Annotated in this window: 25 protein-coding genes; 15 read left to right on the top strand and 10 right to left on the bottom strand. The window is 70.6% G+C overall.

Annotation, left to right across the window (positions count from 1 at the left end):
* Positions 1 to 160: 160 nt before the first annotated feature.
* Positions 161 to 691 carry a GNAT family N-acetyltransferase gene (locus ACQPYZ_RS28175; protein WP_433161371.1) on the top strand — a complete coding sequence of 177 codons (531 nt, stop codon included), beginning with the start codon at positions 161 to 163 and terminating at the stop codon, positions 689 to 691.
* Positions 692 to 792: 101 nt separating this feature from the next.
* Entirely contained in the window at positions 793 to 1,869 is a 1,077-nt protein-coding gene (gene ychF / locus ACQPYZ_RS28170; protein ID WP_433161369.1) for a redox-regulated ATPase YchF, read from the top strand.
* Positions 1,870 to 1,915: 46 nt separating this feature from the next.
* Here ychF and ACQPYZ_RS28165 read toward each other — a convergent pair whose 3' ends face one another.
* The gene (locus ACQPYZ_RS28165; protein WP_433161367.1) at positions 1,916 to 2,674 is read right to left on the bottom strand and encodes a VOC family protein; all 759 of its coding nucleotides are present in this window, start codon (positions 2,672 to 2,674) and stop codon (positions 1,916 to 1,918) included.
* A gap of 24 nt (positions 2,675 to 2,698) precedes the next feature.
* Positions 2,699 to 3,373, bottom strand: coding sequence for a DNA alkylation repair protein (locus tag ACQPYZ_RS28160; protein ID WP_433161365.1), 675 nt, complete (start codon positions 3,371 to 3,373; stop codon positions 2,699 to 2,701).
* 185 nt (positions 3,374 to 3,558) lie between these two features.
* Here ACQPYZ_RS28160 and ACQPYZ_RS28155 point away from each other — a divergent pair, with 185 nt between their 5' ends.
* Both ACQPYZ_RS28155 and ACQPYZ_RS28150 read left to right on the top strand, forming a co-directional pair.
* Positions 3,559 to 4,725 (top strand): hypothetical protein, encoded by a 1,167-nt coding sequence (locus ACQPYZ_RS28155; RefSeq protein WP_433161363.1) that lies wholly within the window; start codon positions 3,559 to 3,561, stop codon positions 4,723 to 4,725.
* Positions 4,726 to 4,767: 42 nt separating this feature from the next.
* The gene (locus tag ACQPYZ_RS28150; protein WP_433161361.1) at positions 4,768 to 5,493 is read left to right on the top strand and encodes a class I SAM-dependent methyltransferase; all 726 of its coding nucleotides are present in this window, start codon (positions 4,768 to 4,770) and stop codon (positions 5,491 to 5,493) included.
* On the opposite strand, the gene ACQPYZ_RS28145 is transcribed toward ACQPYZ_RS28150, so the two are convergent.
* Positions 5,477 to 6,367, bottom strand: coding sequence for an aminoglycoside phosphotransferase family protein (locus ACQPYZ_RS28145; RefSeq protein ID WP_433161360.1), 891 nt, complete (start codon positions 6,365 to 6,367; stop codon positions 5,477 to 5,479). The two genes, ACQPYZ_RS28150 and ACQPYZ_RS28145, sit on opposite strands and share 17 nt — an antisense overlap.
* Positions 6,368 to 6,378: 11 nt before the next feature.
* Positions 6,379 to 7,029 carry a LysE family translocator gene (locus ACQPYZ_RS28140; RefSeq protein ID WP_433161358.1) on the bottom strand — a complete coding sequence of 217 codons (651 nt, stop codon included), beginning with the start codon at positions 7,027 to 7,029 and terminating at the stop codon, positions 6,379 to 6,381.
* A 165-nt stretch (positions 7,030 to 7,194) separates the two neighbouring features.
* On the opposite strand from ACQPYZ_RS28140, the gene ACQPYZ_RS28135 reads away from it, so the two are divergent.
* The 8 genes from ACQPYZ_RS28135 (at position 7,195) to ACQPYZ_RS28100 (ending at position 13,708) form a co-directional block, all read left to right on the top strand.
* Positions 7,195 to 7,371, top strand: a complete 177-nt coding sequence (locus tag ACQPYZ_RS28135; RefSeq protein ID WP_433161357.1) for a DUF5302 domain-containing protein — start codon at positions 7,195 to 7,197, stop codon at positions 7,369 to 7,371.
* A gap of 85 nt (positions 7,372 to 7,456) precedes the next feature.
* Positions 7,457 to 8,158 carry a GntR family transcriptional regulator gene (locus tag ACQPYZ_RS28130; RefSeq protein ID WP_433161356.1) on the top strand — a complete coding sequence of 234 codons (702 nt, stop codon included), beginning with the start codon at positions 7,457 to 7,459 and terminating at the stop codon, positions 8,156 to 8,158.
* A 129-nt stretch (positions 8,159 to 8,287) separates the two neighbouring features.
* The gene (locus ACQPYZ_RS28125) at positions 8,288 to 9,382 is read left to right on the top strand and encodes a TIGR03364 family FAD-dependent oxidoreductase (protein ID WP_433161354.1); all 1,095 of its coding nucleotides are present in this window, start codon (positions 8,288 to 8,290) and stop codon (positions 9,380 to 9,382) included.
* Complete coding sequence (locus tag ACQPYZ_RS28120; protein WP_433161353.1) at positions 9,379 to 10,059, top strand: phosphonatase-like hydrolase; 681 nt, start codon at positions 9,379 to 9,381, stop codon at positions 10,057 to 10,059. The genes ACQPYZ_RS28125 and ACQPYZ_RS28120 overlap by 4 nt, the downstream gene beginning before the upstream one ends.
* Positions 10,056 to 11,075, top strand: coding sequence for a 2-aminoethylphosphonate ABC transporter substrate-binding protein (locus ACQPYZ_RS28115; protein ID WP_433161351.1), 1,020 nt, complete (start codon positions 10,056 to 10,058; stop codon positions 11,073 to 11,075). Before ACQPYZ_RS28120 ends, ACQPYZ_RS28115 begins: the two co-directional genes overlap by 4 nt.
* On the top strand, positions 11,072 to 12,100 hold the full coding sequence (locus tag ACQPYZ_RS28110; RefSeq protein WP_433161350.1) for an ABC transporter ATP-binding protein: 1,029 nt from the start codon (positions 11,072 to 11,074) through the stop codon (positions 12,098 to 12,100). The genes ACQPYZ_RS28115 and ACQPYZ_RS28110 overlap by 4 nt, the downstream gene beginning before the upstream one ends.
* Positions 12,100 to 12,927: a 2-aminoethylphosphonate ABC transporter permease subunit gene (locus ACQPYZ_RS28105; protein ID WP_433161348.1), complete on the top strand. Its 828-nt coding sequence runs from the start codon at positions 12,100 to 12,102 to the stop codon at positions 12,925 to 12,927. Before ACQPYZ_RS28110 ends, ACQPYZ_RS28105 begins: the two co-directional genes overlap by 1 nt.
* Positions 12,911 to 13,708, top strand: a complete 798-nt coding sequence (locus ACQPYZ_RS28100) for an ABC transporter permease (protein ID WP_433161346.1) — start codon at positions 12,911 to 12,913, stop codon at positions 13,706 to 13,708. Before ACQPYZ_RS28105 ends, ACQPYZ_RS28100 begins: the two co-directional genes overlap by 17 nt.
* Here ACQPYZ_RS28100 and ACQPYZ_RS28095 read toward each other — a convergent pair.
* The 3 genes from ACQPYZ_RS28095 to ACQPYZ_RS28085 form a co-directional block, all read right to left on the bottom strand.
* The gene (locus tag ACQPYZ_RS28095; protein WP_433161345.1) at positions 13,668 to 14,108 is read right to left on the bottom strand and encodes an SRPBCC family protein; all 441 of its coding nucleotides are present in this window, start codon (positions 14,106 to 14,108) and stop codon (positions 13,668 to 13,670) included. The genes ACQPYZ_RS28100 and ACQPYZ_RS28095 overlap by 41 nt on opposite strands.
* Positions 14,109 to 14,196: 88 nt before the next feature.
* Entirely contained in the window at positions 14,197 to 16,284 is a 2,088-nt protein-coding gene (locus tag ACQPYZ_RS28090; RefSeq protein WP_433161343.1) for an alpha/beta fold hydrolase, read from the bottom strand.
* Positions 16,285 to 16,296: 12 nt separating this feature from the next.
* Complete coding sequence (locus ACQPYZ_RS28085; protein ID WP_433161341.1) at positions 16,297 to 17,361, bottom strand: class I SAM-dependent methyltransferase; 1,065 nt, start codon at positions 17,359 to 17,361, stop codon at positions 16,297 to 16,299.
* A 105-nt stretch (positions 17,362 to 17,466) separates the two neighbouring features.
* On the opposite strand from ACQPYZ_RS28085, the gene ACQPYZ_RS28080 reads away from it, so the two are divergent.
* The 3 genes from ACQPYZ_RS28080 (at position 17,467) to ACQPYZ_RS28070 (ending at position 22,162) form a co-directional block, all read left to right on the top strand.
* A complete protein-coding gene (locus tag ACQPYZ_RS28080) occupies positions 17,467 to 20,160 on the top strand; it encodes a helix-turn-helix transcriptional regulator (RefSeq protein ID WP_433161339.1) in 2,694 nt (897 codons plus the stop codon).
* 112 nt (positions 20,161 to 20,272) lie between these two features.
* On the top strand, positions 20,273 to 20,902 hold the full coding sequence (locus tag ACQPYZ_RS28075) for a DedA family protein (protein ID WP_433161338.1): 630 nt from the start codon (positions 20,273 to 20,275) through the stop codon (positions 20,900 to 20,902).
* A 282-nt stretch (positions 20,903 to 21,184) separates the two neighbouring features.
* Positions 21,185 to 22,162 (top strand): hypothetical protein, encoded by a 978-nt coding sequence (locus tag ACQPYZ_RS28070; protein WP_433161336.1) that lies wholly within the window; start codon positions 21,185 to 21,187, stop codon positions 22,160 to 22,162.
* Here ACQPYZ_RS28070 and ACQPYZ_RS28065 read toward each other — a convergent pair.
* The 3 genes from ACQPYZ_RS28065 to ACQPYZ_RS28055 form a co-directional block, all read right to left on the bottom strand.
* On the bottom strand, positions 22,147 to 22,971 hold the full coding sequence (locus tag ACQPYZ_RS28065; protein ID WP_433161334.1) for an acyltransferase domain-containing protein: 825 nt from the start codon (positions 22,969 to 22,971) through the stop codon (positions 22,147 to 22,149). The genes ACQPYZ_RS28070 and ACQPYZ_RS28065 overlap by 16 nt on opposite strands.
* A 36-nt stretch (positions 22,972 to 23,007) precedes the next feature.
* The gene (locus ACQPYZ_RS28060; protein WP_433161332.1) at positions 23,008 to 24,084 is read right to left on the bottom strand and encodes a WD40/YVTN/BNR-like repeat-containing protein; all 1,077 of its coding nucleotides are present in this window, start codon (positions 24,082 to 24,084) and stop codon (positions 23,008 to 23,010) included.
* Between the two features lie 76 nt (positions 24,085 to 24,160).
* Entirely contained in the window at positions 24,161 to 24,448 is a 288-nt protein-coding gene (locus ACQPYZ_RS28055) for a 4a-hydroxytetrahydrobiopterin dehydratase (RefSeq protein WP_433161330.1), read from the bottom strand.
* Positions 24,449 to 24,454 lie beyond the last annotated feature (6 nt).

The raw sequence follows: 24,454 nt of genomic DNA, 5'->3' as shown, positions 1-24,454 counted from the left end.
TGGCATCTCAGCTGCGTCGCGGACTTCGGTGTCCCGCGGGGTCACGGAGCGTGTCCGAGGAGTGGGGTGTGCTCTCCAGGTGGTCACAGAGTGGAGACGTTGCTTGCTCTCGGGTGGGTCGGGCGGATACATCAACGGGAAGGGACGGGGAGGTGCCGGGATGGATCCGAGGGTGGTCTACGAGACGGAACGGCTCGTGGTGCGCGACTGGGTGGACACCGACGAGGACCGCGTGTTCGACATCTACCGGCGGTGGGAGGTGTCGCGCTGGCTCGGCGCCGAGCCGCGGGTGATGGCGGCCCGGGACGCCGCGGCCCGGACGATCGCGCGCTGGAACGAGCGCAACCGCGATCCGCTGTACGGCGTCTGGGCGGTGGAGGAGCGGTCGACGGCCGTCGTGGCGGGCACCGTGCTGCTCGTGCCGTTGCCCGACCCGTCCGACGGGACCGAGAGCAGGGGCGAGGTCGAGGTGGGCTGGCACTTCCACCCCGACGCGTGGGGTCGCGGCCTCGCGACCGAGGCCGCGGGCGGGGCGATCAGGCACGGGTTCGCGGGCGGGCTGGACGAGATTTACGCGGTGGTCCGCCCGGACAACTCCGCGTCCCTGGCGGTCTGCCGGCGGCTCGGGATGCGCCCGCTCGGACGGACGAGCCGCTGGTACGGCGCGGAGCTCGAGGCGTTCCTGATCTGATCCGGACCGGCCGCGGGTACGCCGCTCCACGTCGTACGGCGGGATGCCCGGCGTACCGCGGATTGGGGTGCGGCGGGGGTGGCCGCGTACCCTTGACGCCCGTGGCACTCACCATCGGAATCGTCGGGCTCCCGAACGCGGGCAAGTCCACGCTCTTCAACGCGCTGACCAAGAACAACGTGCTCGCGGCGAACTACCCGTTCGCGACGATCGAGCCGAACGTGGGCGTGGTCGGCGTACCGGACGCACGGCTGGGCAAGCTGGCCGAGCTGTTCGGCTCCGCCAAGGTGATCCCCGCCACGGTCCAGTTCGTCGACATCGCCGGGATCGTCCGCGGCGCGTCGGAGGGCGAGGGGCTGGGGAACAAGTTCCTCAGCCACATCCGTGAGTCCGACGCGATCTGCCAGGTCACCCGGGTGTTCCGCGACGACGACGTCACCCACGTCGACGGCAAGGTCTCGCCGGCCGACGACATCTCCACCATCCAGACTGAGCTGATCCTGGCCGACCTGCAGACCGTCGAGAAGGCGATCCCGCGGCTGGAGAAGGAAGCCCGGCTGAAGAAGGAGAGCGCGGTCACGCTCGAGGCGGTCCGGGCCGCGCAGAAGCACCTCGAGGCCGGTACGCCGATCATCGCCACCGACGTGGACCGGGACGCGATCCGCGAGCTGATGCTGATGACGGCCAAGCCGTACCTGTACGTCTTCAACTGCGACGCCGACGAGCTCGCCGACGAGGCGCTGAAGCAGCAGATGCGGGACCTGGTGGCGCCGGCCGAGGCGATCTTCCTGGACGCGAAGTTCGAGGCGGAGCTGGTCGAGCTCGGCGACGAGGACGAGGCGCGGGAGATGCTCGCGGAGATGGGCATCGAGGAGCCCGGCCTGGACGTCCTCGCCCGGGTCGGCTTCGACACGCTAGGGCTGCAGACCTACCTGACGGCCGGGCCGAAGGAGTCGCGCGCCTGGACGATCAAGCGCGGCGCCACCGCGCCCGAGGCGGCCGGCGTCATCCACACCGACTTCCAGCGGGGTTTCATCAAGGCCGAGATCGTCTCGTACGACGACCTGATCGGGGCCGGCTCGATGAACGCCGCCCGCGCCGCCGGCAAGGTCCGCATGGAAGGCAAGGACTACACGATGCAGGACGGCGACGTCGTCGAGTTCCGCTTCAACGTCTGAAAGGGAAAGAGAAGAGGTTGGGCGGCGTGGACGGCGGCGTGGTCGATCAGCCTTGGGGCGGCTGGGCTGGCGGCGTCCCGAAGAGGATGAGATTGCCGTCCGGGTCGCGGACGACGAACTCGTTGGCTCCCCACGGCTTCAACTGCAGCGGCTCCTGAAACTCGACGCCTGCCGCTTGGAACTCGAGGAAGAGGGCCTTGGCGTTGGTGGTCGCGATGCCGGCCGACAGGAGCTGCTCCCGCTCCCGAACGTCTCCCACGAACGGTGACTCGTCGACGTGGCGCAGGTTGAAGGACGCATCGCCGCGGCGGACCTCGCCGTAGAAGGGCGGCTCGCCGTACGTGAAGACGATGTCGAACCCGAGAAGGGTGCGGTAGAAGGTCAGTGCTCGGGCGAAGTCGGTGACGAACACCTGGGCGCTCGCTCGGTGAAGCTGGAGCGCTGACGTATCGGTGACAGGCATCGGTGGGTTCTCCTTCAGGTCGGACCAGGACGTGAACCCGAGCTCGGACGCGACGACCTCCTGTGCCTCGTGCAGGGCGAACCTTGCAGCGAGCACTTCCCGGTCGGTCAGGCCGGCAAACCGGGGCAGCGCGACACGCAGGCGTGCGGCCACCGGATACACACCGGCACGGTGCTGCCGGACGAGATGTTTCGCGCGTTTCCTGAGGTTCTCGAGTTCATCCATGATCGATGAACGAGTGGGCATGGCCCTTTCCGGACTCTCCAGGTGCGCCTCGGTCGCGCTGGGGTTCACGCTACCGGTTCGGCACCCGGGAGACAACGGCGCGGCGAAGGTCGCCACTGCGCCGCTGGATTCCGAGCAAGGTCAGGCCGGGGTGGTCTGGCGGCGGACCATCTCGGTGATCCAGGTTGGTGCGTACGGCGACGTGCAGCCGGGGGAGGTCGGGTAGTCCTTGAGCACGCCCAGGCGCTCGCCGATGTCGAGCGCCCGGCCGCGCAGCCCGGGGTGGTCGATACCGATCTGGGCCAGGCAGTGGTTCATCGCCCACTGCAGGCGGTCCGGCGCGTCCTTCATCTCCGCCTCGATGACGTCGAGCAGTCCGGCGAGGTCGAGACCCTCGGGCTTCTTGGTGACGCGGTCGATGGTCAGCGCCCACCCGGCGCTCGCGACCACCGGATCCGGATCGGCGAACCACGCCACCCGCAGCTCCTCGGCGTACGGGCTCTTCTTCACGACGTAGTTGACCAGCCAGTCGTGCACCTTGGCCGCACGCGCCTCGCGCAACATCGTGTCCAGCTCGTCGCGGCCGAACGCCTTCGGGCGGCAGATCAGCAGGCTCAGCAACCTCGCCGCGGTGTCGTCGGTCTGCCAGAGCTGACGCGCGAGCTCGTGGTCCGTCTTCAACCGCTTCGCGACCGCGCGCAGCTTGCCGAGGTTCACGCCGTGGTCGTCGCCGTGCTTCTCGTTCACCGCGCGCATCGCGGCGTCCTCGAGCCCCGCCAGCTCGGCCATCACCGCGGTCACCGTCACCTCGGTCACCCTGAGCCCTCCCGTCCGTGGTCGAGTCCTAGCCTACGAGGCACCGTTGCCGGGAGTGCAGCCGTCGGGTAGCGTCATGCGGGCGTGGTTGGGGCTGCGTCGAGACTCGCCGGAAGGCTGGAAGCCACCCTCAGGTTCGGCGTTCCCTTGTGGCCTGTGCGAGTCCGGGCCCGAGAGGACACGTCGTGAGACATCTGCCTGATCACCCGAGTCTGGGGTTCCTGCGGCAAGAGGCCAAGGACCTGCTGGCCGCGCTGCGTGAGTCGAAGCCGGACGCATCGCTGGCGGAGGCGCAGCGCACGCTCGCGGTCGAGTACGGGCTGCGTGACTGGGCCGCGTTGAAGGCCGAGGTGGAACGCCGGGTCGCCGACCAGCCCGTCGCTCCCGACGGCCTCGCGGAGGAGCTGGTCGAGGCGTTCGGGCTGGGACGCGTGACCGAACCTCCGGCGGCGGTCTCGTTCACGCCGATGGGCCGGTGTTGGTCGATCGTCACCGAGCGGGGCCGCTGGCTGGCGGTCACCGTCTACCCGTGGATCACCGCGGACCAGGCCGAGCTCGGTGCCCGGCTCCGGGACACGGCGGTTGCCGCCGGAGTTAGCGCGCCGACGCCCGTTCGCAGTACCGAGGGCCGCTTGATCGAGACCGTGCAGGATCAGAGCTGGCGGGTGCACGAGTGGATCGAGGTCGGCCCCTCCCCGGTGGCACCGACTCCGACAGGTGTCGCCCGCCGCGTGGGCGAGATCCTCGGGACGCTGCACGCGCAGGCCATCCCGAGCGAGACACCGATCAACCCGTACGTCACCATGCGAAGGCCGGAGTCCGAGTGGCAGGACCTGCTGAAGCGCGCCCGCGCCGCCGGCAAGCCGTGGGCCGAGCAACTCGCCGGGACCCTGCCGGTCGTGTTCGAGTTGCAGGCGATCAACGCCGACCTCGACGGCGCCGAGTTCGTCCTGTGCAACCAGGTGGTCATCCCCGAGAACGTCCGCCAGAGCCACAACGACGGACTCGTCCTCACCGAGTGGGACTTCACCGGATCGCTCACCCCGGAGCTCGAGCTCGCCTCCGCGCTCACCCACTGGGCGATGCGCCCGGCCATCAACCACAAGGCGATCGCGGCCTTCCGCGACGGGTACGTCGACGCTGCCGGCGACTGGCCGGAGTTGATGCTGTCGTCGTTCGGCACCGCCGTGACCGCCTGGCTCAACTGGACCCACAACACCATCTGTGAGGCGATCGACCCCTCGGACCCCGACCAGGCGAACTTCGCCGAGCACGAGTCCACCGACCTCCTCAACCACCCGATGACCCGCGAGTCCCTGCAGCGACTGCTCACCGCCGCCAACGCCCGGTAATTCCGTGGCCGCCCGGCACCGGGGCGCCCTAGGGTCGACTGCATGGTCGATGCCATTTTCGCGGAGCCCCGGTTGGCCGGCGTCTACGACGCACTGGACGCGGGTCGCGGCGACCTGCGGCACTACGTCGCGATGGTCGAGGAGTTCGGCGCGCAGCAGGTGCTGGACGTCGGCTGCGGCACCGGTGAGCTCGCCTGCAGACTGGCCCGGATCGGCATCGACGTGGTCGGCGTGGATCCGGCCGGGGCGTCCCTGGAGGTTGCCAAGAGCAAGGAGTACGCCGACCGCGTGCGCTGGATCCACGGTGACGCGACCACGCTGCCGCCGCTCGAGGCCGACCTGGCCGTGATGACGGGCAACGTGGCCCAGGTGTTCCTGACCGACGAGGAGTGGTCCGCGACGCTGACCGGCGTACACCGGGCGCTGAAGCCCGGCGGGCGGTTCGTGTTCGAGACGCGGGACCCGGCGCGGCGCGGGTGGGAGGTGTGGACGCGGGACCGGACGCACGCGGTGACGGACGTCGGGGGCGGCGAGTCGGTGGAGAGCTGGACCGAGCTGACCCGCGTCGAGCCGCCGTTCGTGTCGTTCCGCGGCACGTTCGTGTTCTCGTCGGACGGCGCCGTACTGACGTCGGACTCGACGCTGCGTTTCCGGGAACGCGAGGAGCTGGAGGAGTCGCTGCGAGCTGCCGGTTTCGCGGTGGACGAGGTCCGGGAGGCGCCGGACCGGCCGGGGCTGGAGTTCGTGTTCGTCAGCTCGAAGCGGTGAGCAGGGCGGTCAGCGTGTGGTGCGCGGTGCGGGACATGACCGGGTTGGTCTCGACGTAGTACCAGAGGCAGCCGATCGCCTGGGCGAACGACCAGCCCATGCCGCGGCGCCACTCGTCGTCGTCGCTGCCGAGGGCGGCGCGGAAGGCGGCCCGGGCGTCGGCGTCGAGGAGGTTCCACGCCGGGGCGAGATCGATCGCCGGGTCCGCGACGGTGAACGTGCCGACGTCGATGACCCCGACCAGCCGGCCGTCGGTGGCGAGCAGGTTGCCGGGCATCAGGTCGCGATGTGCCCAGACGTCCGGCTCGGTCCGCGGCGTCGTCCGCAGGTCCGCCCACAACCGGGCGAGCGCGTCGACGTCGATCATGCCGCGCGAGCGCTCCAGCCCGTCGGCGACCGAGGAGTCCTGCGACGCCAGTACGCCGCCCCGCCAGGAGCCGGTGAACACGCGGCCCTCCGTGGGCACCGCCCGCAGCGCACGGACGAACGTCGCCAGATCCTCGGCGAACCCGGTCGAGCCCGCGACATCGGCGTCGTACGCGATCGTCCCCGGGAGCCAGCTGTACACCGCCCAGGGCAACGGATAGCCCTCACCTGGTTCGCCGAGCTCGACCGGCTCCGGAGTCGGGTACGGCGAGATGCGGTGCAGCCGGCGGGCGGCGTCGGCCTCGTCCTCGAGCTCTTTGCGGGTCTCGGCCGGGTCGGCCGGCTGGATCGGCAACCGGGCGACCAGGTCGTCTCCGATCCGGAACAGCGCGTTGACCGTGCCGTGCGATGGCACGGGCCGGACGCTCAGGCCACTCCACCGGGGGAACTGCGACCGGACGAGCCGGGTCACCAGGTCGGTCGTCACGTCGAGCTGCCCGGGATGCATCGACCGGCCGCTCACTGCACGGCCAGCGGCTTCGCGCGGTCGGTGGCCAGGCGGACCGCGAACACGGCCAGCGCGGTGCCGGTGAGATAGCGGTGGATCCGCATCCAGGTCGGGCGGCGGGAGAGGAAGACGGCGACCGAACCCGCGGTGACCACGAAGACCGCGTTCACCGCGACGCCGACGGCGAGCTGGACCAGGCCGAGGATCAGGCTCTGCGCGCCGAGGTGGCCGCGCGCCGGGTCGAGGAACTGCGGCAGCAGCGAGATGTACAGGATCGCGATCTTCGGGTTCAGCAGGCAGGTCAGCAGCCCCATCCCGAACAGCTTCCGCGGCCGGTCCGCCTCGAGCTCCTGGGTCGCGAAGACCGAGCTGCCGCCGGGGCGGAAGGCGTTCCAGGCGAGCCAGAGCAGGTACGCCGCGCCCGCGAACTTCAGCGTGGTGTAGATCTCCGGCACGAGCGCGAACAGCGTGGCCAGACCGGCGCTTGCCGCGAGCAAGTACACCCCGAAGCCGAGACCGACGCCGGCCAGCGAGATCAGGCCCGCCCGCCGGCCCTGCGCGACCGACCGGGACACCAGGTAGATCATGTTCGGCCCCGGAGTGACGACCAGGCCGAGCTCGACGAGAGCGATCCCCAGCATTGCCTCACCACTGACCAGCACCCGCGTCCCCTTTCCTCGGATCTCGACGAACCTAACAGGGCACGTCGTCCGCCCGCCGGGGGTTTCCCCAGGCTGAGACGGGGACTCCGGGGGTAATCGGGTCGCGGTCCGGGGTGACTGTTGGTTAGCGTGGGGGTGTACGCCTGACGGTTTGAAGGAGACGGTATGAGCGACAAGTCCAGCGAGCCGGCGGACGATCTGCAGAAGAAGTTCCGGGAAGCGCTCGAGAAGAAGAACGCCAACCACCACGCGCACCCGGGGTCCGGGACGCGTCGTGAGGGCGTCGGCGAGGCGCACAACGACAAGCAGAGGCGCCAGTTCCGGCGCAAGTCCGGCAGCTGATCACGCCAACTGTCCATCCATCCGCCTGAGCCCCGGGTTGCCGCCCGGGGCTCGACCCGTTCCGGGCTCGTCTATTGTCGGGGGCGTGGGCGAGCCGTTGCATTTCGTGGTCAAGACCCGGTTGGTCGACATGCTGGAGCGGCTGGGGGAGGGGGCGGCGTTGCCGCCGGAGCGGGTGCTCGCCAAGGATTTCGGGGTCTCCCGCTGGACCATGCGGCAGGCGATCCGCGAGCTGGTCGCCGACGGCCGGCTGCGCGCCCGGCAGGGGCAGGGCACGTTCGTCGCGCGGCCGAAGCTCGTGCAGCCGCTGGCGCTGGTCAGCTACACCGAGGCGCTGCGGGCCCAGGGGCACACGCCCAGCCGTGAGGTCGTGACCTTCGACGAGATCCCCGCGGACGTCGTCCTGGCCGAGCAGCTCGGGATCGACGAGGAGGAGCCGGTGCACCGCCTGGAGCGGGTGCTGTTCGCGGACGGGCAGCCGATCGGCCTGGAGACGACGTACCTGTCCGTGGCCCGCTTTCCGACCCTGCGTACGACGCTGCGGCCGACGGGCTCGCTCTACCGCTGCCTGACCGACGAGCTCGGGGTCCGGTTCGGCGAGGGCGAGGAGCTGGTCGAGACGGTGATCGCCACGCCGCGCGAGGCCGAGCTGCTCAAGGCCACCCAGTCGCTGCCCATGTTGCTGCTGAACCGCACGAGCCGCGACACCGAGAGCCGGCCGATCGAGTCGGTGCGGTCGCTCTACCGCGGCGACCGCGTCGGCTTCCGCGCCACCCTGCGCCCCTGACCGCGCGCTGTAACTCAGCCTCTCCGACCGAACTGTTTCCCCGGGGTTCATCGCCTCGTCGCTCGCCTCGCACGTGCCCGTCATTGGTCCGGACCAATCTCGGAACGAGTCGAGCGAGGGAGAAGGTCAGTGCGGGTGGTTGTGGTCGGCGGTGGGGTCCTCGGGACCTTCCACGCCTGGGAAGCGGTACGGCGCGGGCACGAGGTGCTGCAGGTCGAGCGCGAGCTCGAGCCGCGCGGAGCCAGCGTCCGGAACTTCGGCCTGGTCTGGGTCAGCGGCCGGGCCGACGGCCCCGAGGCCGAGACCGCGCAGCGGGCCCGGGACCTCTGGGAGCAGGTGCCCGGCATCAGTTTCCGGCCCGCGGGATCGCTCACGGTCTGCCGGACCGAGGAGGAGCTCGCGGTCGCCAAGGAGGCGGCCAGCCGGCCCGACGCCGCGGCCCGCGGATTCCAGGTGCTCGACGCCGAGCAGGCACGCGAGCACAACCCGGCGCTGAAGGGAGACCTCCGCGGTGCGCTCTGGTGCACGCGCGACGCGATCGTCGAGCCGCGTGAGGTCCTGCCGGCGCTGCGGGCCGAGCTGCTCGAGTCGGGGCGCTACCGCTTCCAGCCGGGTCGCGAGGTCCGGTCAGTGGCCGCAGGAAGCATCACGGACGACCACGGCGAGACGCACCACGGTGACTTGATCTACCTGTGCACCGGCGCCTGGCACAGCGGTCTGGTCCGCGAGCTGACCAGTGAGCTGCCGGTCCGCCGGGTGCGGCTGCAGATGATGCAGACAGCGCCGCTGGACGACCGGCTCACGACGGCGGTGGCCGACGGCGACAGCTTCCGCTACTACCCGGCCTACGCCGGCCCGGCCCTCCAGGACCTCCCGCCGCAGGCGCCGGTGGCCGAGACCAACGCCATGCAGCTCCTGATGGTCCAGCGCACCCATGGTGGCCTGACCATCGGCGACACCCACGAGTACGCCGAGCCGTTCGGTTTCGACGTACAGACCGATCCGTACGACTACCTCGAGCAGACCGTCGAACGGATCCTCGGCCGGAGGTTGCCGCGGATCACCAGGCGCTGGGCCGGTGTCTACTCGCAGGCGACCGGCGGCGAGGTCGTCGTACGCCGGGAGGTCGCGGCCGGCGTCCACCTGGTGACCGGACCGGGCGGCCGGGGGATGACGATGGCGCCCGCGATCGCCGAGGCGAGCTTCGAGGCGGTGACCGCATGATCCAGCTCGCAGTGCTCGACATGGCCGGTACGACGGTCGCCGACGACGGACTGGTCGAGCGGGCGTTCACCGCGGCGATCGGTGCCCAGGGCATCGAACCCGGGAGCGACCGCTGCGACGCGATGATCGCGCACGTCCGGGCGACGATGGGCGAGTCGAAGATCACCGTGTTCCGGCACCTGCTGGACAGCGAGCAGGCCGCGCAGGCGGCGAACCAGGCGTTCGAGACCGCCTACGGCACCCTGATCGACGACGGCCTGAAGCCGGTCGACGGAGCGGAGGACGCGATCCGCCATCTGCGGGACCAGGGCGTCAAGGTCTGCCTGACCACAGGCTTCTCCGAGACCACCCAGCAGCGCATCCTGGTCGCCCTCGGCTGGGATGGCCTGGCCGACCTCACTCTCTGCCCGGCCCAGGCGGGCCGCGGCAGACCGTACCCGGACATGGTCCTCACGGCCGTACTCCGGCTGGAAGCCGACGCCGTGGCCGCCGTGGCCGTGGTCGGCGACACCGCCTACGACATGACGACCGGGATCCGGGCCGGAGCCGGGATCGTGGCCGGCGTCCTCACCGGTGCCCACGGCAGGCAACAGCTCGAAGCCGCGGGAGCCACGCACGTACTGGAGTCGGTCCGGGACCTGCCCGGCCTGCTCCTCGATCGAAGGCTGGAGAAGTGAAGACACTCAAGTTCCTGCTCGCCGCCGTTCTGCTGACCACCGTGGCCGCCTGTGGCGGAACAGGTGCCGCGTCCACCGACGGCGCCAAGACCGTCACCGTCTACAGCGCGGACGGGCTGGCCGACTGGTACAAGACCCGGTTCGACGCCTTCACCCAGAAGACCGGCATCGAGGTGCAGTTGGTCGAGGCCGGCTCCGGCGAGGTGGTGTCGCGACTGCAGAAGGAGAAGTCGAATCCGCAGGCCGACGTCGTGATCACGCTGCCGCCGTTCATCCAGAAGGCGTCCAAGGACGGTCTCCTGCAGGGGTACGACGTACCCGGCAGCGAGCACGTGCAGGGCGTGAAGGGTGACGACTACGTCGCGGTCGTGGACAACTACCTGTGCTTCATCGCGAACCAGAAGGCGGGGTCGCCGAAGTCGTTCGACGAACTGCTCGATCCGCGGTTCAAGGGCAAGCTGCAGTACTCGACTCCGGGGCAGGCCGGCGACGGTACCGCCGTACTGCTCCTGCTGCAGCACCTGCTGGGCAAGCAGGGGGCACTGGACTACCTGAAGAAGCTCGAGGCGAACAACGTCGGCCCGTCGGCCTCGACCGGCAAGCTGCAGCCGAAGGTCAGCAAGGGCGAGCTCCTGGTGGCGAACGGCGATGTTCAGATGAACCTCGCGTCGATCGCGGTGGACAAGTCTGCCTTCAGCCTGTTCTTCCCGGCCGGGCCGGACGGCAAGCGGACGACGCTCGCGCTGCCCTACGTGATGGGCCTTGGGGCCGGCGCGCCCAACACCGACGGCGGCAAGCAGTTGATGGAGTACCTGCTGTCCACCGAGGCGCAGCAGACCGTCTCGAGTGACGCGTACGGCATCCCGGCGCGCGCCGACGTGAAGCCGGCCGACGCCAACTTCCAGGCGGTGCAGCAGGCGACTGCCGGGGTCGAGGTCTGGCAGCCGGACTGGGCGAAGGTCCTCGCCGAGCTGGACGCGGACGTCGCCGGCTACACGAAGGCCGTGCAGGGATGACTGTCCAGCTCGACGACGTGACGGTCCACTTCGGCCGGACGTGTGCGCTGGAGGGCCTGGACCTGACCGTCCAGGCCGGTGAGACGGTCGCGCTGCTGGGACCGTCCGGTTCGGGGAAGTCGACGGCGCTGAAGGCGGTGGCCGGATTCGTCCGGCCGACCCGCGGACGCATCCGGCTGGCCGGTCGGGACGTCACCGACCTGCCGCCGGCGAAGCGAGGGATCGGGGTGGTCGTGCAGCAGTACGCCCTGTTCCCACACCTCCGCGTGGCCGACAACGTCGCCTTCGGGCTGCGGGCGGCCCGCAAGCCGAAGGGTGAGGTGAGCCGGCGGGTCGCCGAGATGCTCGAGATGGTCGGCATGACGCCGTACGCCGGGCGGTATCCGCGGGAGCTGTCCGGTGGACAGCAGCAGCGGGTCGCCATCGCCCGGGCGCTCGCGATCCGGCCGCCGGTGCTGCTCCTCGACGAGCCGCTGGCGGCGCTCGATGCCCAACTGCGCGCCGACATGCTCGGTGAGCTGCAGAAGCTCCGGCGCGAGGTCCCCGACGTGGCGATCGTCTACGTCACCCACGACCAGGCCGAGGCGCTCGCGCTCGCGGACCGGATCGCGGTGATGCGGGACGCCCGACTGGTCGACATCGCTCCGGCGACGGAGTTGTACGCCGCTCCGCCGTCGGCCTTCACCGCCTCCTTCCTCGGTGGTGCCAACCTGCTGCCGGTGGAGCACACCGGTGACCGCGTCCGGCTCGCCGGTCACGAGCTCCCCGGCGTACGCCCGGTCGCCGGCAAGCAACTGCTCTGCATCCGCCCGCACGCGGTGAAATTCGGTGCGGGCGGTCTGCCGGCGCGGCTGGTCGCGGCCCAGTGGCGTGGCGCGTCGAACCGCCTGACCTGCACGATCGACGGACTGCCGGACACTCGGGTGCACGTCGATGTACCGGCCGACGGCCGCGTCCCCGACGTCGGCGCACAGGTGTCGATGCTGCTGCCGGCCGAGGCGTGCAGTCTGGTCGCGGAGCGCTGATGGCTGCCGAGGTCCTGAGTACGCCGGTTGTCCTCGGCAACCGGCGTCGGAGCCGCAGCCGAGGGCTGTGGTTGCTGCCGCCGCTGGCGTTGATCCTGGCGCTCGTGGTCTACCCGTTGGTGCTGGTGGCAACGGAATCCTTCAGCGGTGGCCTGACGACTTGGCGTGCGGTGATCGGGTCCGCGGAGTTCCGCGACGCGCTGCTCCGGACGGTCCAGATCGCGGTCGGCTCCACGGCCGGCTGCCTGGTCGTCGGCACGTTCCTGGCGGTCGTGATCAGTTTCGTGCCGTTCCCCGGTGCGCGCGCGGTCGCCGGCCTGGTCGACACCATGCTGGCGCTGCCGTCGTTCCTGGTCGCGTTGTCGTTCACTTTCATCTACGGGTCCGCCGGGATCCTGCGGGCCGGCGGGTTCCTCACCACGCCGTGGGCGGTGATCCTGGCCGAGATCACGTTCTACACGCCGTTCGTGATGCGTCCGGTGCTGGCGGCAACGAGTCAGTTGCCCAGGGCCCAGTTGGACGTCGCCGCCTCACTCGGTGCGTCGCCGGCCCGGGTGCTGCGGCAGGTGGTGCTGCCGGAGGTCCGGCCCGCGCTGGTGGCCGGGGGCAGCCTGACGCTGCTGCTGACCCTGAACGAGTTCGGCATCGTGTTGTTCCTCGGCGCCCGGGACACGACCACGTTGCCGCTGCTCGTGCACACGAAGGGCATCGTGATGTTCGACTACCCGGCCGCCTGCGTGATCGCCGTCGTACAGATCGCGCTGTCCCTCGGCCTGTACGCCGTACTGCGAATGGCACTCGGAGGTCGTCGTGCTGGTGTGGACTAAGCCCGGGAAGGCGGTCACCTGGATCGCGTTCGCGCTGGTGTTCGGGGTGCTCGTGGTAGCGCCGTTCGTGGTGGTGATCGCGGCGGCCTTCGCGGGCAGCTGGAACGGCGTACTCCCGTCCGATCCGACCACCCGGCAGCTCCAGAAGGCACTGTCGGGGGATGAGCTCGCGTCGTTGTCGGTGAGTCTGCAGACGGCATTCTTCGGCGGCTTACTCGCAGTAGGTTTCGGCACCTGGGGTGCGCTGGCGGCGGAGTCCGGGCCGCGGGCGGCGAAGCGGCTGGCCGACGCACTCCATCATCTGCCGATCGCCGTACCGTCGGTCGTCGTCGGGCTGAGCCTGCTGGTCGCGTTCTCCCGGCAGCCGGTGCTACTCAACGGCACCAAGTGGATCGTGGTGGTCGCCCACCTCGTGCTGATGGTCGCCTTCAGCTACGGGACCGTCGCGGCCGCGTTGCAACGCACCGACCCGTCGTACGCCGACGTCGCCGCCTCGCTCGGGGCGTCGCCGGCCCGGGTGCTGTGGCGGATCCGGCTGCCGATGCTGCTGCCGGCGATCGCCTCGGCGGCCGGGCTGTCGGTCGCGCTGTCGATGGGTGAGGTCGGCGCGACGATCATGGTGTACCCGGCGTCCTGGCGAACGCTTCCGGTCAGCATCTTCGCGCTCACCGATCGCGGTCAGGCGTTCGTCGCGGCGGCCGAGGCCGTGGTCCTGCTGGCGACGACCGTCGTCCTCGTCGTCAGCCTCGACCGGCTGCGGGGTCGGGCTGCCGAGCGCTGAGCAGGTCGGCCAGGCGGGTCAGCTCGGGCTCCCAGCCGAGGCGGTGGTTGGCCGAGTCCTCGTCGGTCGCGAAGCCGCTGTGAACGAGCAGCATCCGGGTGCCTTCCGGCACCTCGGTCAGCTCGACCTGCACCCGGGTGGGCTCGTCGTCGGTGCCGTCCCAGTGCCAGCTGAAGGCGAGCCGGTGCGGCGGCTCGACCTCGAGGTAGGTGCCGCGGACGACGTGCGGACCCATCTCGACGACGTACTCGCCGCCGACCCGGACGTCGGCCTGGACCTTCAGCTCCAGGTCCGGGTTCGGGCAGTACCACCGGGTCAGCAGGCCGACCTGGGTCCATGCGTCGTACACCGCGCCGACAGTTGCCGGAAGCACCCTTTCGATCCGGATGTCAGGTCCCATCCCCGCCTCCTCGCAGCAACTCTTTCACCAGGCCGTCGTCGACGAGCACACCGACACTTCACCAGCTGGTGCAGCGTCTGTCGAGCGCTCAGAGGAGGTCCGCGAGTAGTTGTGCGGCGCGGGCGGCGCCGTCGTCGGCGACGGGACGGTAGTCGGTGGGCGTGGTCAACGCCTTGGCCATGGCCTCTGCGAGCACCAGTGGGTCGGCGGCTTCGTCGTACGTGAGGCGGTGGCCGGCGTGGTAGTGGTCGAGGCGGGCGGCGACGTGGAAGTTCTGCTCGAAGTGATGCCGCAGCGGCACGTAGACGAACGGGACCCGGGCCGCCGTCAGCTCCATGCAGGTGGTGAGTCCGCCTTGGGTGACCGCGAGGTCGGCCGCGGCCAGATGGCGATGCAGCTCGGGCAGGTAGCCGCGCAGCGTCACACCCGGCACGGACGGCAGCGACGCGGGATCGATCCGCGGACCGGTGACGACCACGAAGTTCAGCCCAGGGACCAACCGCCGCGCGATCGGGACCGCGTCCAGGACCTTGTGCAGCAGCGACGTACCGACCCCGGAGCCGCCGACCGTCACCACGCACAGCAGACCGTCGGCGGGATAGCTGAGCGTGGCCCGGTCGACGCGTTCGGGGACGAAGCCGGTGACGTAACCGGCGAAGTCGAAGTTGCGCTCGGTCCACTCGCGGATGCCCGGCAGCCCGGGACCGAAGGAGCCGTCGACGATGTCGTCCGGGTCGCCGACGAAGACCGACCGGTCCCGCAGCCGGGCGAACCGGGCCCGGTGCTCGATCATCTCCGCGTTGTAGTCCGCGGTCAGCCGGGCCTCACGCGACCCGCCGTCCGGCATCGGCAGCCAGCCGACGAAGTCCGTCATCCAGGCGTACGCGAACCGCTTGAGCTCCGGGTTCTCGTGCAGGAAGTAGTCGACCTCCCAGGCCTCGTCCCCGATCACCACGTCGTACGGCGTCTCGGCCACCACGTCGGCGAAGGTGAGGAAGTTCGCGACCAGGATCTCGTCCATCCGCCGGACCGCCTGGAACGCGTGCAGGTCGTGCTCACCCGCCTCGAACTCGATGTGCGCCGACTCGTTCCGCAGGTACGCCGACGCCGGATGGACCCGTTCGCCGGCGTCCTCGAGCACCCGGGTCACCGGATGCTGCGCGAGCCAGTCGATCTCCAGGCCGGGCCGGAGCGCCCGCAGTTCGCGAGCGATCGCCAGGTCCCGGCGGGCGTGGCCGAGGCCGATCGGCGACGACAGGTACAACGCCCGCCGTGGCCGGCTGAGCGCTCGAACCCACGTGCGTCGCACCGGCCGCGGAGCGACGCGATCGACGAAGGAACGCAGCAGGCCGTTCACCATGACCGGGTCGCGCGCGTGGGGAGCGTGTCCACCACCCTCCACGGTCACCAGCGAACCACCCGTCGCCTCGGCGAGCAGGGCGCCCTCCAGATGCGGCCGGATGCCGTCCTGCGCGCCGTGAATCACCAGCACCGGGCAAGACACCTGCGTGAGCCGCTCCGGCGGCAGGTGGTCCTCCCGGGCGACCTCGGTGTCCACGAGTCGTTCCGGAGCGATCTCGTGTCCCCAGCCGATGCAGTCCTCGATCTGCTTGGTGGAGTGCGGTTCGCTGAACAGCTTCCCGAAGAAGTACTCGAGGAAGTCGTCGTACCCGCCCTCCACCCAGTAGTGGCGGTTGTACTTCGCCCAGCCCTCGGAGCTCTCGTGGCGCTCGTTGAACGTCCACTGCGTGCGCTCCTCGAGCTTCGGCGCCAGTCTGGTCGCCGGACCGATGCACACGATCCCCAGAACCCGCTCCGGCTGCGTCAACGCCAGCTGCAACGCCCACGGGCAGCCGCGGGAGAAGCCGACCAGAACACACGACTCGGTCGCGGTCGCGTCCAGTACGGCGAGGGCGTCCGCGACGAACTCGGAGTCGCTGTAGGCCGCGGCGCCGACTGGTCGGTCGGATCGGCCGGAGCCGCGGCCGTCGAAGGTGATCACCCGGTAGTGCCTGGACAGGTACGGGACCTGCGCCTTCCACATGCGGGACGACACGATCGACCAGGTCGGCAACAGCAGGACCGTCGGCCCGCCACTGCCGTGGACGGCGTACCCGACCGTCACCCCGTCCCGCTCGACCGTTCCGCGTACCTCGGTCATCGTCTCGTCCCCCATGCGGTCACGGTGTCAGGGCCGAACCTCGAACACCAGGTTGAACGGCGTCTCCGCGACCGTGCGGAACCTGGAGAACCCGGCCGCGGTGGTGACGTCGCGGATCCGGGCCGGGCCGGCCTGGGTCCCCAGTGCGAGGCCGACCGGTTGCGACAGCGACCCCGGCGTACACAGCAGCGTGGAGAAGCCGTAGTACACCCGGCCGACCGGGTTGAGGTTGTCCTCGACGTGGTCGCCGGCCATCGGCTCGACCAGCATCCAGGTGCCGTCCGGCGCGAGCGCCTCCCGCACCCGGCGGGCGGCGCCGACCGGGTCGCCCATGTCGTGCAGGGCGTCGAAGGTCGTGACCAGGTCGTAGTCCGAGCCGCTGAACCCCGTGGCCGGCGCGACCTCGAAGCGGATCCGCTCGCCGACCCCGGCCTCGGCCGCGCGCAGCCGGGCGGTCTCGATCGACTCCTGGTGGTAGTCCGAGCCGAAGAACTCGGTCCGCGGGAACGCGTCCGCCATCAGGATCGTGGACGAGCCGTGCCCGCAGCCGATGTCGGCGACCTTGGCGCCGCGCTCGAGCTTCTCCACCACGCCGTCGAGCGCGGGCAGCCAGCTGGACAGCAGGTTCGCATTGTACGACGGCCGGAAGAACCGCTCGCACCCGACATGGACGTCGGACGTGTGCTCGTGCCACCCGATGCCCGCGCCGCTGCGCGCGGCCTCGATCGTCTGCGTGGTGTGCTGCACGGTGCCCAGTGCGGTCTGGAAGAGCCCGGGCAGGTACGCCGGACTGTTCGGGTCCGTCAGCGCCACGGTCTGCTCCGGCGGCAGCGTGTACAGGCCGGTGCTCGCGTCGTACTCGACGTACCCGCCGGCCGCCTGGGCGTTGAGCCATTCGCGGGTGTAGTGCTCACTGGTGCTCGTCCGCTCCGCCAGCTCTCCGGGCGTCGCGGGCCCGCCGTCGGCGAGTGCCTGGTAGTAGCCGAGTCGGTCGCCCATCACCACGAGTGCCGCGTGCAGGGTCGCGCCCGCCTCGCCCACAGCCTGGTAGACCAGCCCCATCAGCTTGTCGCCGTCGATCGCAACAGTCATGTCGTCCGTCCCCCTCGTTCCGGTACAGCGCTTGATGTACGGCGAACGTAGGCAAGGGGGCTCGCCCGTCGCATCAGGTGCCCCACCTGGTGCAGACTGCGAGACATGCTGATCGGGCGGGACGCGGAACGCCGGGTGATCGAGCAGCTGGTCGCGGGGGCGCGGGTGGGGGTCGCCGGCGTGCTGCTGGTGACCGGCGAGCCCGGCATCGGCAAGACCGCTCTGCTCGACGAGGCGGCGACGCTGACGACCGGACTCCGTCTCCTCCGGGCCCGCGGCACCGAGGCCGAGCAGGACGTTCCGTTCGGCGCCCTGCACCAGCTGCTCCGACCCGCGCTCGCCGAGCTGGACCGCATTCCGCGTCCCCAGCAGGCAGCCCTCGAGGCCGCGCTCGCCCTCGGCCCGGTCGAGAGCCCGGCCGACCGGTTCGCCGTCGGCGCCGCGACCCTCAGCCTGATCTGCCGGTACGCCGAGGACGCACCGGTCGCCGTGATAGTCGACGACGCGCACCTGCTCGACCGGCCGTCGGCCGAGGCCCTGCTGTTCGCAGCGCGCCGGTTCGTCGCCGACCCGATCGTCGCGTTGATCGGCGCCCGCCAGAACGAGCCTCATCCGCTCGCAGACGCGGACCTCCCGTCGCTCGTCCTCGAAGGCGTGCCACTCACCGCGGCGCAGCAACTGGTGCACGGTCTGCCCGTCGACCTCGTCGCCCAGCTCCACCGGACCGTCGCCGGGAATCCGCTGGCTCTGCTGGAGCTGGCCGGTGAGCCGGCTGCGTTGCACCGGCTCACTCCCGGTGTGCCCATGCCTGTCCCCGCCCTGCTCGCGAAAGCCTTTACCGCCAGGGCAAATCGACTGAGCCCGGCTGCGCGGACCACACTGCTCGTCGCCGCCGTCGACGACGGTGAGCTCGGCGCGGTCGCCAGAGCCTGCAAGGAGCTCGGCGTCGAGGTGTCCGCGTTGGCTGAGGCCGAGACGGCCGCGCTGGTGGCGATTCACGACGGCCGGGTCGAGTTCCGGCACCCGCTGGTGCGGTCGGCGGTCTACACGAGTGCCGACCCGGCTGAACGCCGTACTGTCCACCGGGCAGTCGCCGGGGCTACGCAGGACGAGGACAGGCGTGCGTGGCACCTGTCGGAGACAGTCCTCGGGACCGATGACGAGGTCGCGGGCAGACTCGAGGTCGCCGCAGGGCATGCGGCCGGGCGTGGGGCGCACGCGGTCGCAGCGACGGCGTACCAGCGTGCTGCGCGGCTGACCGAATCACCACAGGGTCGAGCACTCAGGCTGGTGGCAGCAGGTGAGGCGGCGTGGTCGGCTGGGCTGCCCGACCGGGCCGAAGCACTCCTGGACGAAGCGCTGGCGTTACAGCCGGGTGCGGCCACCAGGATCCGCGCACAGGAGATCCGGGCCGAACTCACCGTCAAGTGTGGGTCGCCCGCGCAAGCACGCGACATCCTGCTTGCGGCCGCCGCAGAGTGCGAGGACGACGCCATCGCCACCGGACTGCTGGCCGACGCGGTCAACGCGTGCTTCCGTCTCTGCGACACCGCGTCCGCGCTCCGAGCGGCGGAGGGCATCGACCAGCGGCTGCCGTCGGTGGAACGCCCGGGCCCTCGCATCATCGGCATGATGGCCAGTGGGGTCGCCAAGATCCTCGCCGGCCAGGGCGGGACCGACCAGATCCGTGAGGCCGTCGCCCTGGCGCCCTCGGACGAGCTGGACCGCGACCGCCGTCGGCAGGTGTGGATGGCGATCGCGCCGCTCTTTCTCCGGGAGAGCGGCACGGGTCGCGCCCTCCTGCAGCAGGCGATGCTCGAGCGCCGGGACCAGGTCGCGTTGGGCACACTGCCCGGCCTGCTGTTCGTGCTCGCGCGCGACGACGCCACCACTGACCGGTGGGCGGATGCGGCGGCGTCGTACGACGAGGGAGTGCGGCTGGCCCGGGAGATCGGCCAGACGACCGAGCTGGCGATGAACCTGGCCGGTCACGCCTGGCTGGCCGCACATCAGGGTCGAGTGCACTGTCAAACGCTTGCGGCTGAGGCTCTGCGCATCTGCGACGACCGCGACATCTCCCTCGGCGCAGTGTGGTCCTTGTTCGGACTGGGCGACTTCGAGTTGGGCCGTGGGGATCCGGCGGCCGCGTTATCGCAGTACGAGCGGCTGCTCGCCGTACTCGCGGCCAACGGGCTGATGGACCCTGATCTGTCCCCGGTGCCGGAGATGGTGGAGGCGTACCGGCGGTTGGGGCGGGCTGCGGACGCGGAGGCGGTCTCGCGGGAGTACCTCGTCCGGGCGCAGGCCAAGGGCCAGCCCTGGTCGCTGGCGCGGGCGGCGCGCGTCCGGGGGCTGGTGTCGGAGAGCGCGGACGACTTCGAGCGTGCACTCGAGTGTCACGCGGAGACGCTGGACGTCTTCGAGCAGGCGCGCACACGGTTGACGTACGGCGCCTGGCTGCGGCGGGCCCGAAGGCGTGTGGACGCCCGGACCCAGCTCCGGCTCGCCGTGGAGGCGTTCGACCACCTGGGAGCTGCCGGCTGGGCCGACCAGGCCGCGACCGAACTGAAGGCGACCGGCGAGACGGCGCGACGCCGGGTGCCGAGTACGGCGGACGAGCTGACCCCGCAGGAGCGGCAGATCGCCCTGCTGCTCGCGGACGGTCAGAGCATCCGCGAGGCGGCGGCCAGGCTGTTCCTCAGCCCGAAGACCGTCGAGTACCACCTGCGGAAGGTGTACACGAAACTCGGCATCCACTCGCGGACCGAGCTGGCCCGTGAGCTGAGCAACAGCACGTAGGGTCGCGGTCACGGTACGCGCTGCCGTGGAAGCCTGAACATCCGGTGAAACCCCGCTGAATCACACCGCTGGGATTGCAACGGATTTGGCTGCGGATGGCATCCTGTTCCGGATGACAGAGTTGATGGAGGCTGCGCGGCAGCTGCTCAGTGTGGCGATGGCCTCTCACTGGCTCCTGCTTGTCCTGTTCCTGGCAGCCGCGATCGACGCTGTCTTCCCGGTGATCCCGAGCGAGGGCCTGGTGGTCACCGCCGGGATGGCCGCCGCGGCGGGTCACCAGAACCTGCTGCTCGTGATCGTGCTGGCGATGCTCGGCTCGGTCATCGGCGAGACGGTCTGCTACTTCATGGGGCGTGGGTCCGGTCCGATGCTGCACCGCTGGATGAAGCGGCAGGAGCGTAGACAGGCGATCTACGACAAGGTGTCCGCCGCCTTGCACTCCCGCGGCGGGCTGATCCTGATGACGGTCCGGTACGTCCCCGGCGCGCGGATGGTGGCCACGCTGACCGCCGGCGCGACCCGGTACTCGTTCAAGAAGTTCTTCGTGTTCACCTTCGCCGGCGTCTCGATCGCCTACACGTACGTCGCGCTGCTCGGCTACCTCGGCGGGGACGCGTTCGCGCACGACTCGCTGAAGGCGCTCGGGTTCAGCCTCAGCCTGGCGTTCCTGATCGGCCTGGTGATCGAGACCTCCCGCCGCATCGCGGTCCGCCGGCGCGCGGCGAAGATCACCGCCGGATAACAGTCACCGCGCGGCTTCCCGCGCGGAGGCGTGTCCTGCCCGGGAATAGCTGGTCCGGCATGCGTCAGTAGACGCGTGGAGAGGGCCGCCGGCGTGAACCTTCTCGGCGCCGCTGCGGTCGTAGCGGCGCTGATCGCCGGATGCGCCGACGTCCCCCTGGAAGGCGCCCCTACGCCCGCCTCGACCTCGAAGCCGAGGACCACTCACAGCCCCAGCCACACTCCCAGTGCCAGTCCCAGCGCCCGCCAGAGCCCCGGCACGCCTCGCAGCCCGAGCGCCGGCGTGCCGCGGCGAGAGGACGGCGCCGCGGCGCCGGTCACCCGGAGCTTCCCGGCGCGACTGGCGAACGGGAAGCCGCCCTTGTTCCTGGTCGTCTCGTTCGACGGTGCCGGCGACCTCGCGCTCTGGGCTCGATGGCGGGCGATCGCGCGGCACGTGGACGCCCGGATGACGTTCTTCCTGTCCGGCCCGTACCTGTACCCGTCCACGCGCCGCACCGACTACAGACCGCCGTACCGCAAGGCCGGTGCGTCCGACATCGGCTGGGGCGGGGGACCGGACGCGATCGAGGCCCGCGCCGCCGTCCTGCGGCAGGCGATCGCCGAAGGCCACGAGATCGGCACCCACGCGAACGGCCACTTCTGCGGCACCACCGGGGTCGGCCGGTGGACCGCGGCGCAGTGGACCGCGGAGCTGGTCGCGTTCGACCGGATGGTGCGGACCGGGCCGACCAAGGCTCCGTTCGACCCGGCCACGGTCAAGGGCATGCGGACACCGTGTCTCGAAGGCGACCGGCCGGCGTACCGGCAGGCGATGGCGCAGCGCGGGATGCTGTACGACGCCTCCGAACCCGGGCTGATCGCGTGGCCCACCAAGGCCGGCGGGCTGTGGAACTTCCCGCTGCAGTCGATCGAACTCGCCGGGACCGGGAAGAACACGCTGACGATGGACTACAACCTGTGGTTCGCCCAGACCGGTGCGCGGACCGCACCGATCGCGCAGGCGCCGGTGCTGAAGGCGCAGGTGCTCGCGACCTATCGCCAGGCGCTCGCGCGCTCACGCGCGAACGGGAACCCGCCGCTGTTCCTCGGCAACCACTTCAACCGCTGGAACAACAGCGTCTACTTCGACGCCCTGACGAGCTTCGTCCACGAGACGTGCCGGCAGCCCGACGTCCGGTGTGTGAGCAACATCGAGCTGGTCGGCTGGCTGACGAAGTACGGCGCTCCGAAGGCCGGGCTGAGTCAGAGCCGGAGGTAGCCGTAGGCGCTCTGCCAGGTGCCGCCGGACTTGATCCGGCCGACGACGAGCCGCTGCAGCGTGGTGTCCTGAGGCAGCTCGTCCAGCCGGTCCAGGCCGTGCGTCCGGAAGGTGAAGAAGATCGCGCTGTCCTGGCTGTCGTTGGGTTCGCCGTACGGCGTGAAGCGGCGGCCGAACCGGACCATGTTCGACTCCGGCGGCAGGTTGTCGAGCAGGTGCGGGTCGATCAGCCACGACCACAGCGTCGCGGTCTTCACCGGATACTCCGGGAAGTACCGCGGGAAGAACTCCCGCGCCTGCTCGAGGCTGTCGTCGACCGCCTCCGGCGTCAGCGGTCCGGTCTCCGGGATGTGGACGCCGATCACCCACTCACCCGGCTCGGTCCCGGGGACGGGCTTGTCGGCCGGCACCTGGTGGAGCAGGTACTGCAGCCGGCCGAGCGCGTAGATCTGGCCGGTCCAGTGCACGGTCATCCACCAGTGCGTCTCCAGCCCGTACTCGCCGTGGGTCCGGCGGTTCACCCTGAGCTGCTGCCCGAGGTCCGCGAGCGTCGCCCAGCTGACGTCGTCCGGGATGCCGCGCTCGGCGTGGAACCGGCGGACGTCGGGCAAAGTGTCGAGGAACGCCTGCACCGAGTTCCGCGGATCCTCCGGCATTCGCAGCTGCGGCTCCTGCCCGAGCTTGCCGAGGGCCGCCCGGAGCTGGTCGGCCAGGTCGGCCACGACCGCCCGGTCGACCTGGAAGGCCTCGGCGTCGGCTCGGTCCTCGTCGCTGAACCCCAGCAGGCGGTACTCCTCGGCAGTCGTCACTCGCCAACGGTATCCGATCCACACCCAGGCAGAGACTTACCGCTCCTCGGCCAGCCCGAGGTACAGCACGGCCGGGTCGGCCGGGTTGAAGGCGAGCGACGGGATGCCGTCGTTGCGGTTGTGCTGCTTGGTCAGCTCGCCGGTCGACGGGCGGAACTTGTACAGGTCGGCGCCGTAGTTCGCGAACGACGTGCCGAAGCTGAAGTACAGGAGATCCGGGTCGACCGGACTGGCCCACATCCGGTTGCCGTTGATCAACGTCGCCCGGGTCTGGTCCAGCACCGGCTCGAACTTCAGCCCGCCGTCCGCCGACTCCCAGATGAAGCGGCTCCCCCGGTCGCGGTCGAAGCCCTCCATCCAGACCTTGGCGGGATCGGCCGGGGAGATCGCCAGGCTGAACGCGTTCACCCGGCCGACCGGCTCCGACCGCCGCCAGCTCCGGCCGCCGTCGTGGGTGACGTAGACGCCGTCCGACATCACCCCGAGGACGACGTGGTCGTGGTCGCGGGGGTCGACGACCGCGTCGTACACGAACAGGTCGCGCGCCGCCGGTACGCCGACGCGCTGCCAGCTGACGCCGTCGTCGTACGAGTCGTAGAGCTGACCGTCTCCGGCGACCACCCGCAGTCGGCCCGGCGCGGAGACCAGGGCGGCCAGGCCATCGCCGTTCACCGGGCCCTGCACGGTACTGACGGCGCTGCCCTTGACCCGGTGGATCGGCTGGTCGTTCACGGAATAGATGTACGCCGTGTCGCCCGGCCCCGGCTGGACGTCGTACGCGCTCAGGTCATCCGGCACCTTGTCGAGCAGCTGCCAGCTGCAGCCGGCGTCACTCGACCGCTGGATCGACTGACGGCCGATGGTGATCAGCGTGTTCGGCTCCGGAAGCGCCGCCACCTTCGCGTACGTCACCGGCCGCAGCTGCCCGGTGGTCGGGGCCAGCGTCGCCCCGTCGGTCTCGGTGATGGTCACCGACCCGTCGCCGTACACGGTGTCGCAGTGCGGCCGGTTCCAGCTCCAGCCGGGGTTCGGCGAGAACGCGTGGGCGGGGGTCGTCAGGCTGAGCAGGACGGCGGCGGCCGTGAGACCGGAGGCGAGGCGGCGTGAGGTCATGCCCTCAGGTGTAGACGGGCGGCCCGGTGGTCAGCCAGCGCTCGGTCTGGCCGAGAGCCGTCATGGCGGGAAGCGGTCAGCCGGCGGCGGTGTCGATGTGGCGGGCGAGGACGAGGTCGTCGTCGGTGATGCCGCCGGCGTCGTGGCTGCTGACCTTGAAGGTGATCGTGGTGTAGCGGATGTCGATGTCCGGGTGGTGGTTCATCGACTCGGCCAGCTGGGCGACGGTGGCGACCAGACGGATCCCGTCCAGGAACGTCTCCCGCTTGATGCTGCGCACCAGCGCGTTGTCCGCGAACTTCCACTGCGGCAGGTGGTCGCGGATCGCCTGGTCGATCTGGTCATCGGTCAGCAGCTCAGCCATGCCGCA

This window comes from Kribbella sp. CA-247076 (assembly GCF_050942445.1).
GTDB lineage: Bacteria > Actinomycetota > Actinomycetes > Propionibacteriales > Kribbellaceae > Kribbella.
The sequence above is the reverse complement of the archived record's forward strand: the minus strand, read 5'-3'. Positions and strand labels throughout refer to the sequence as shown.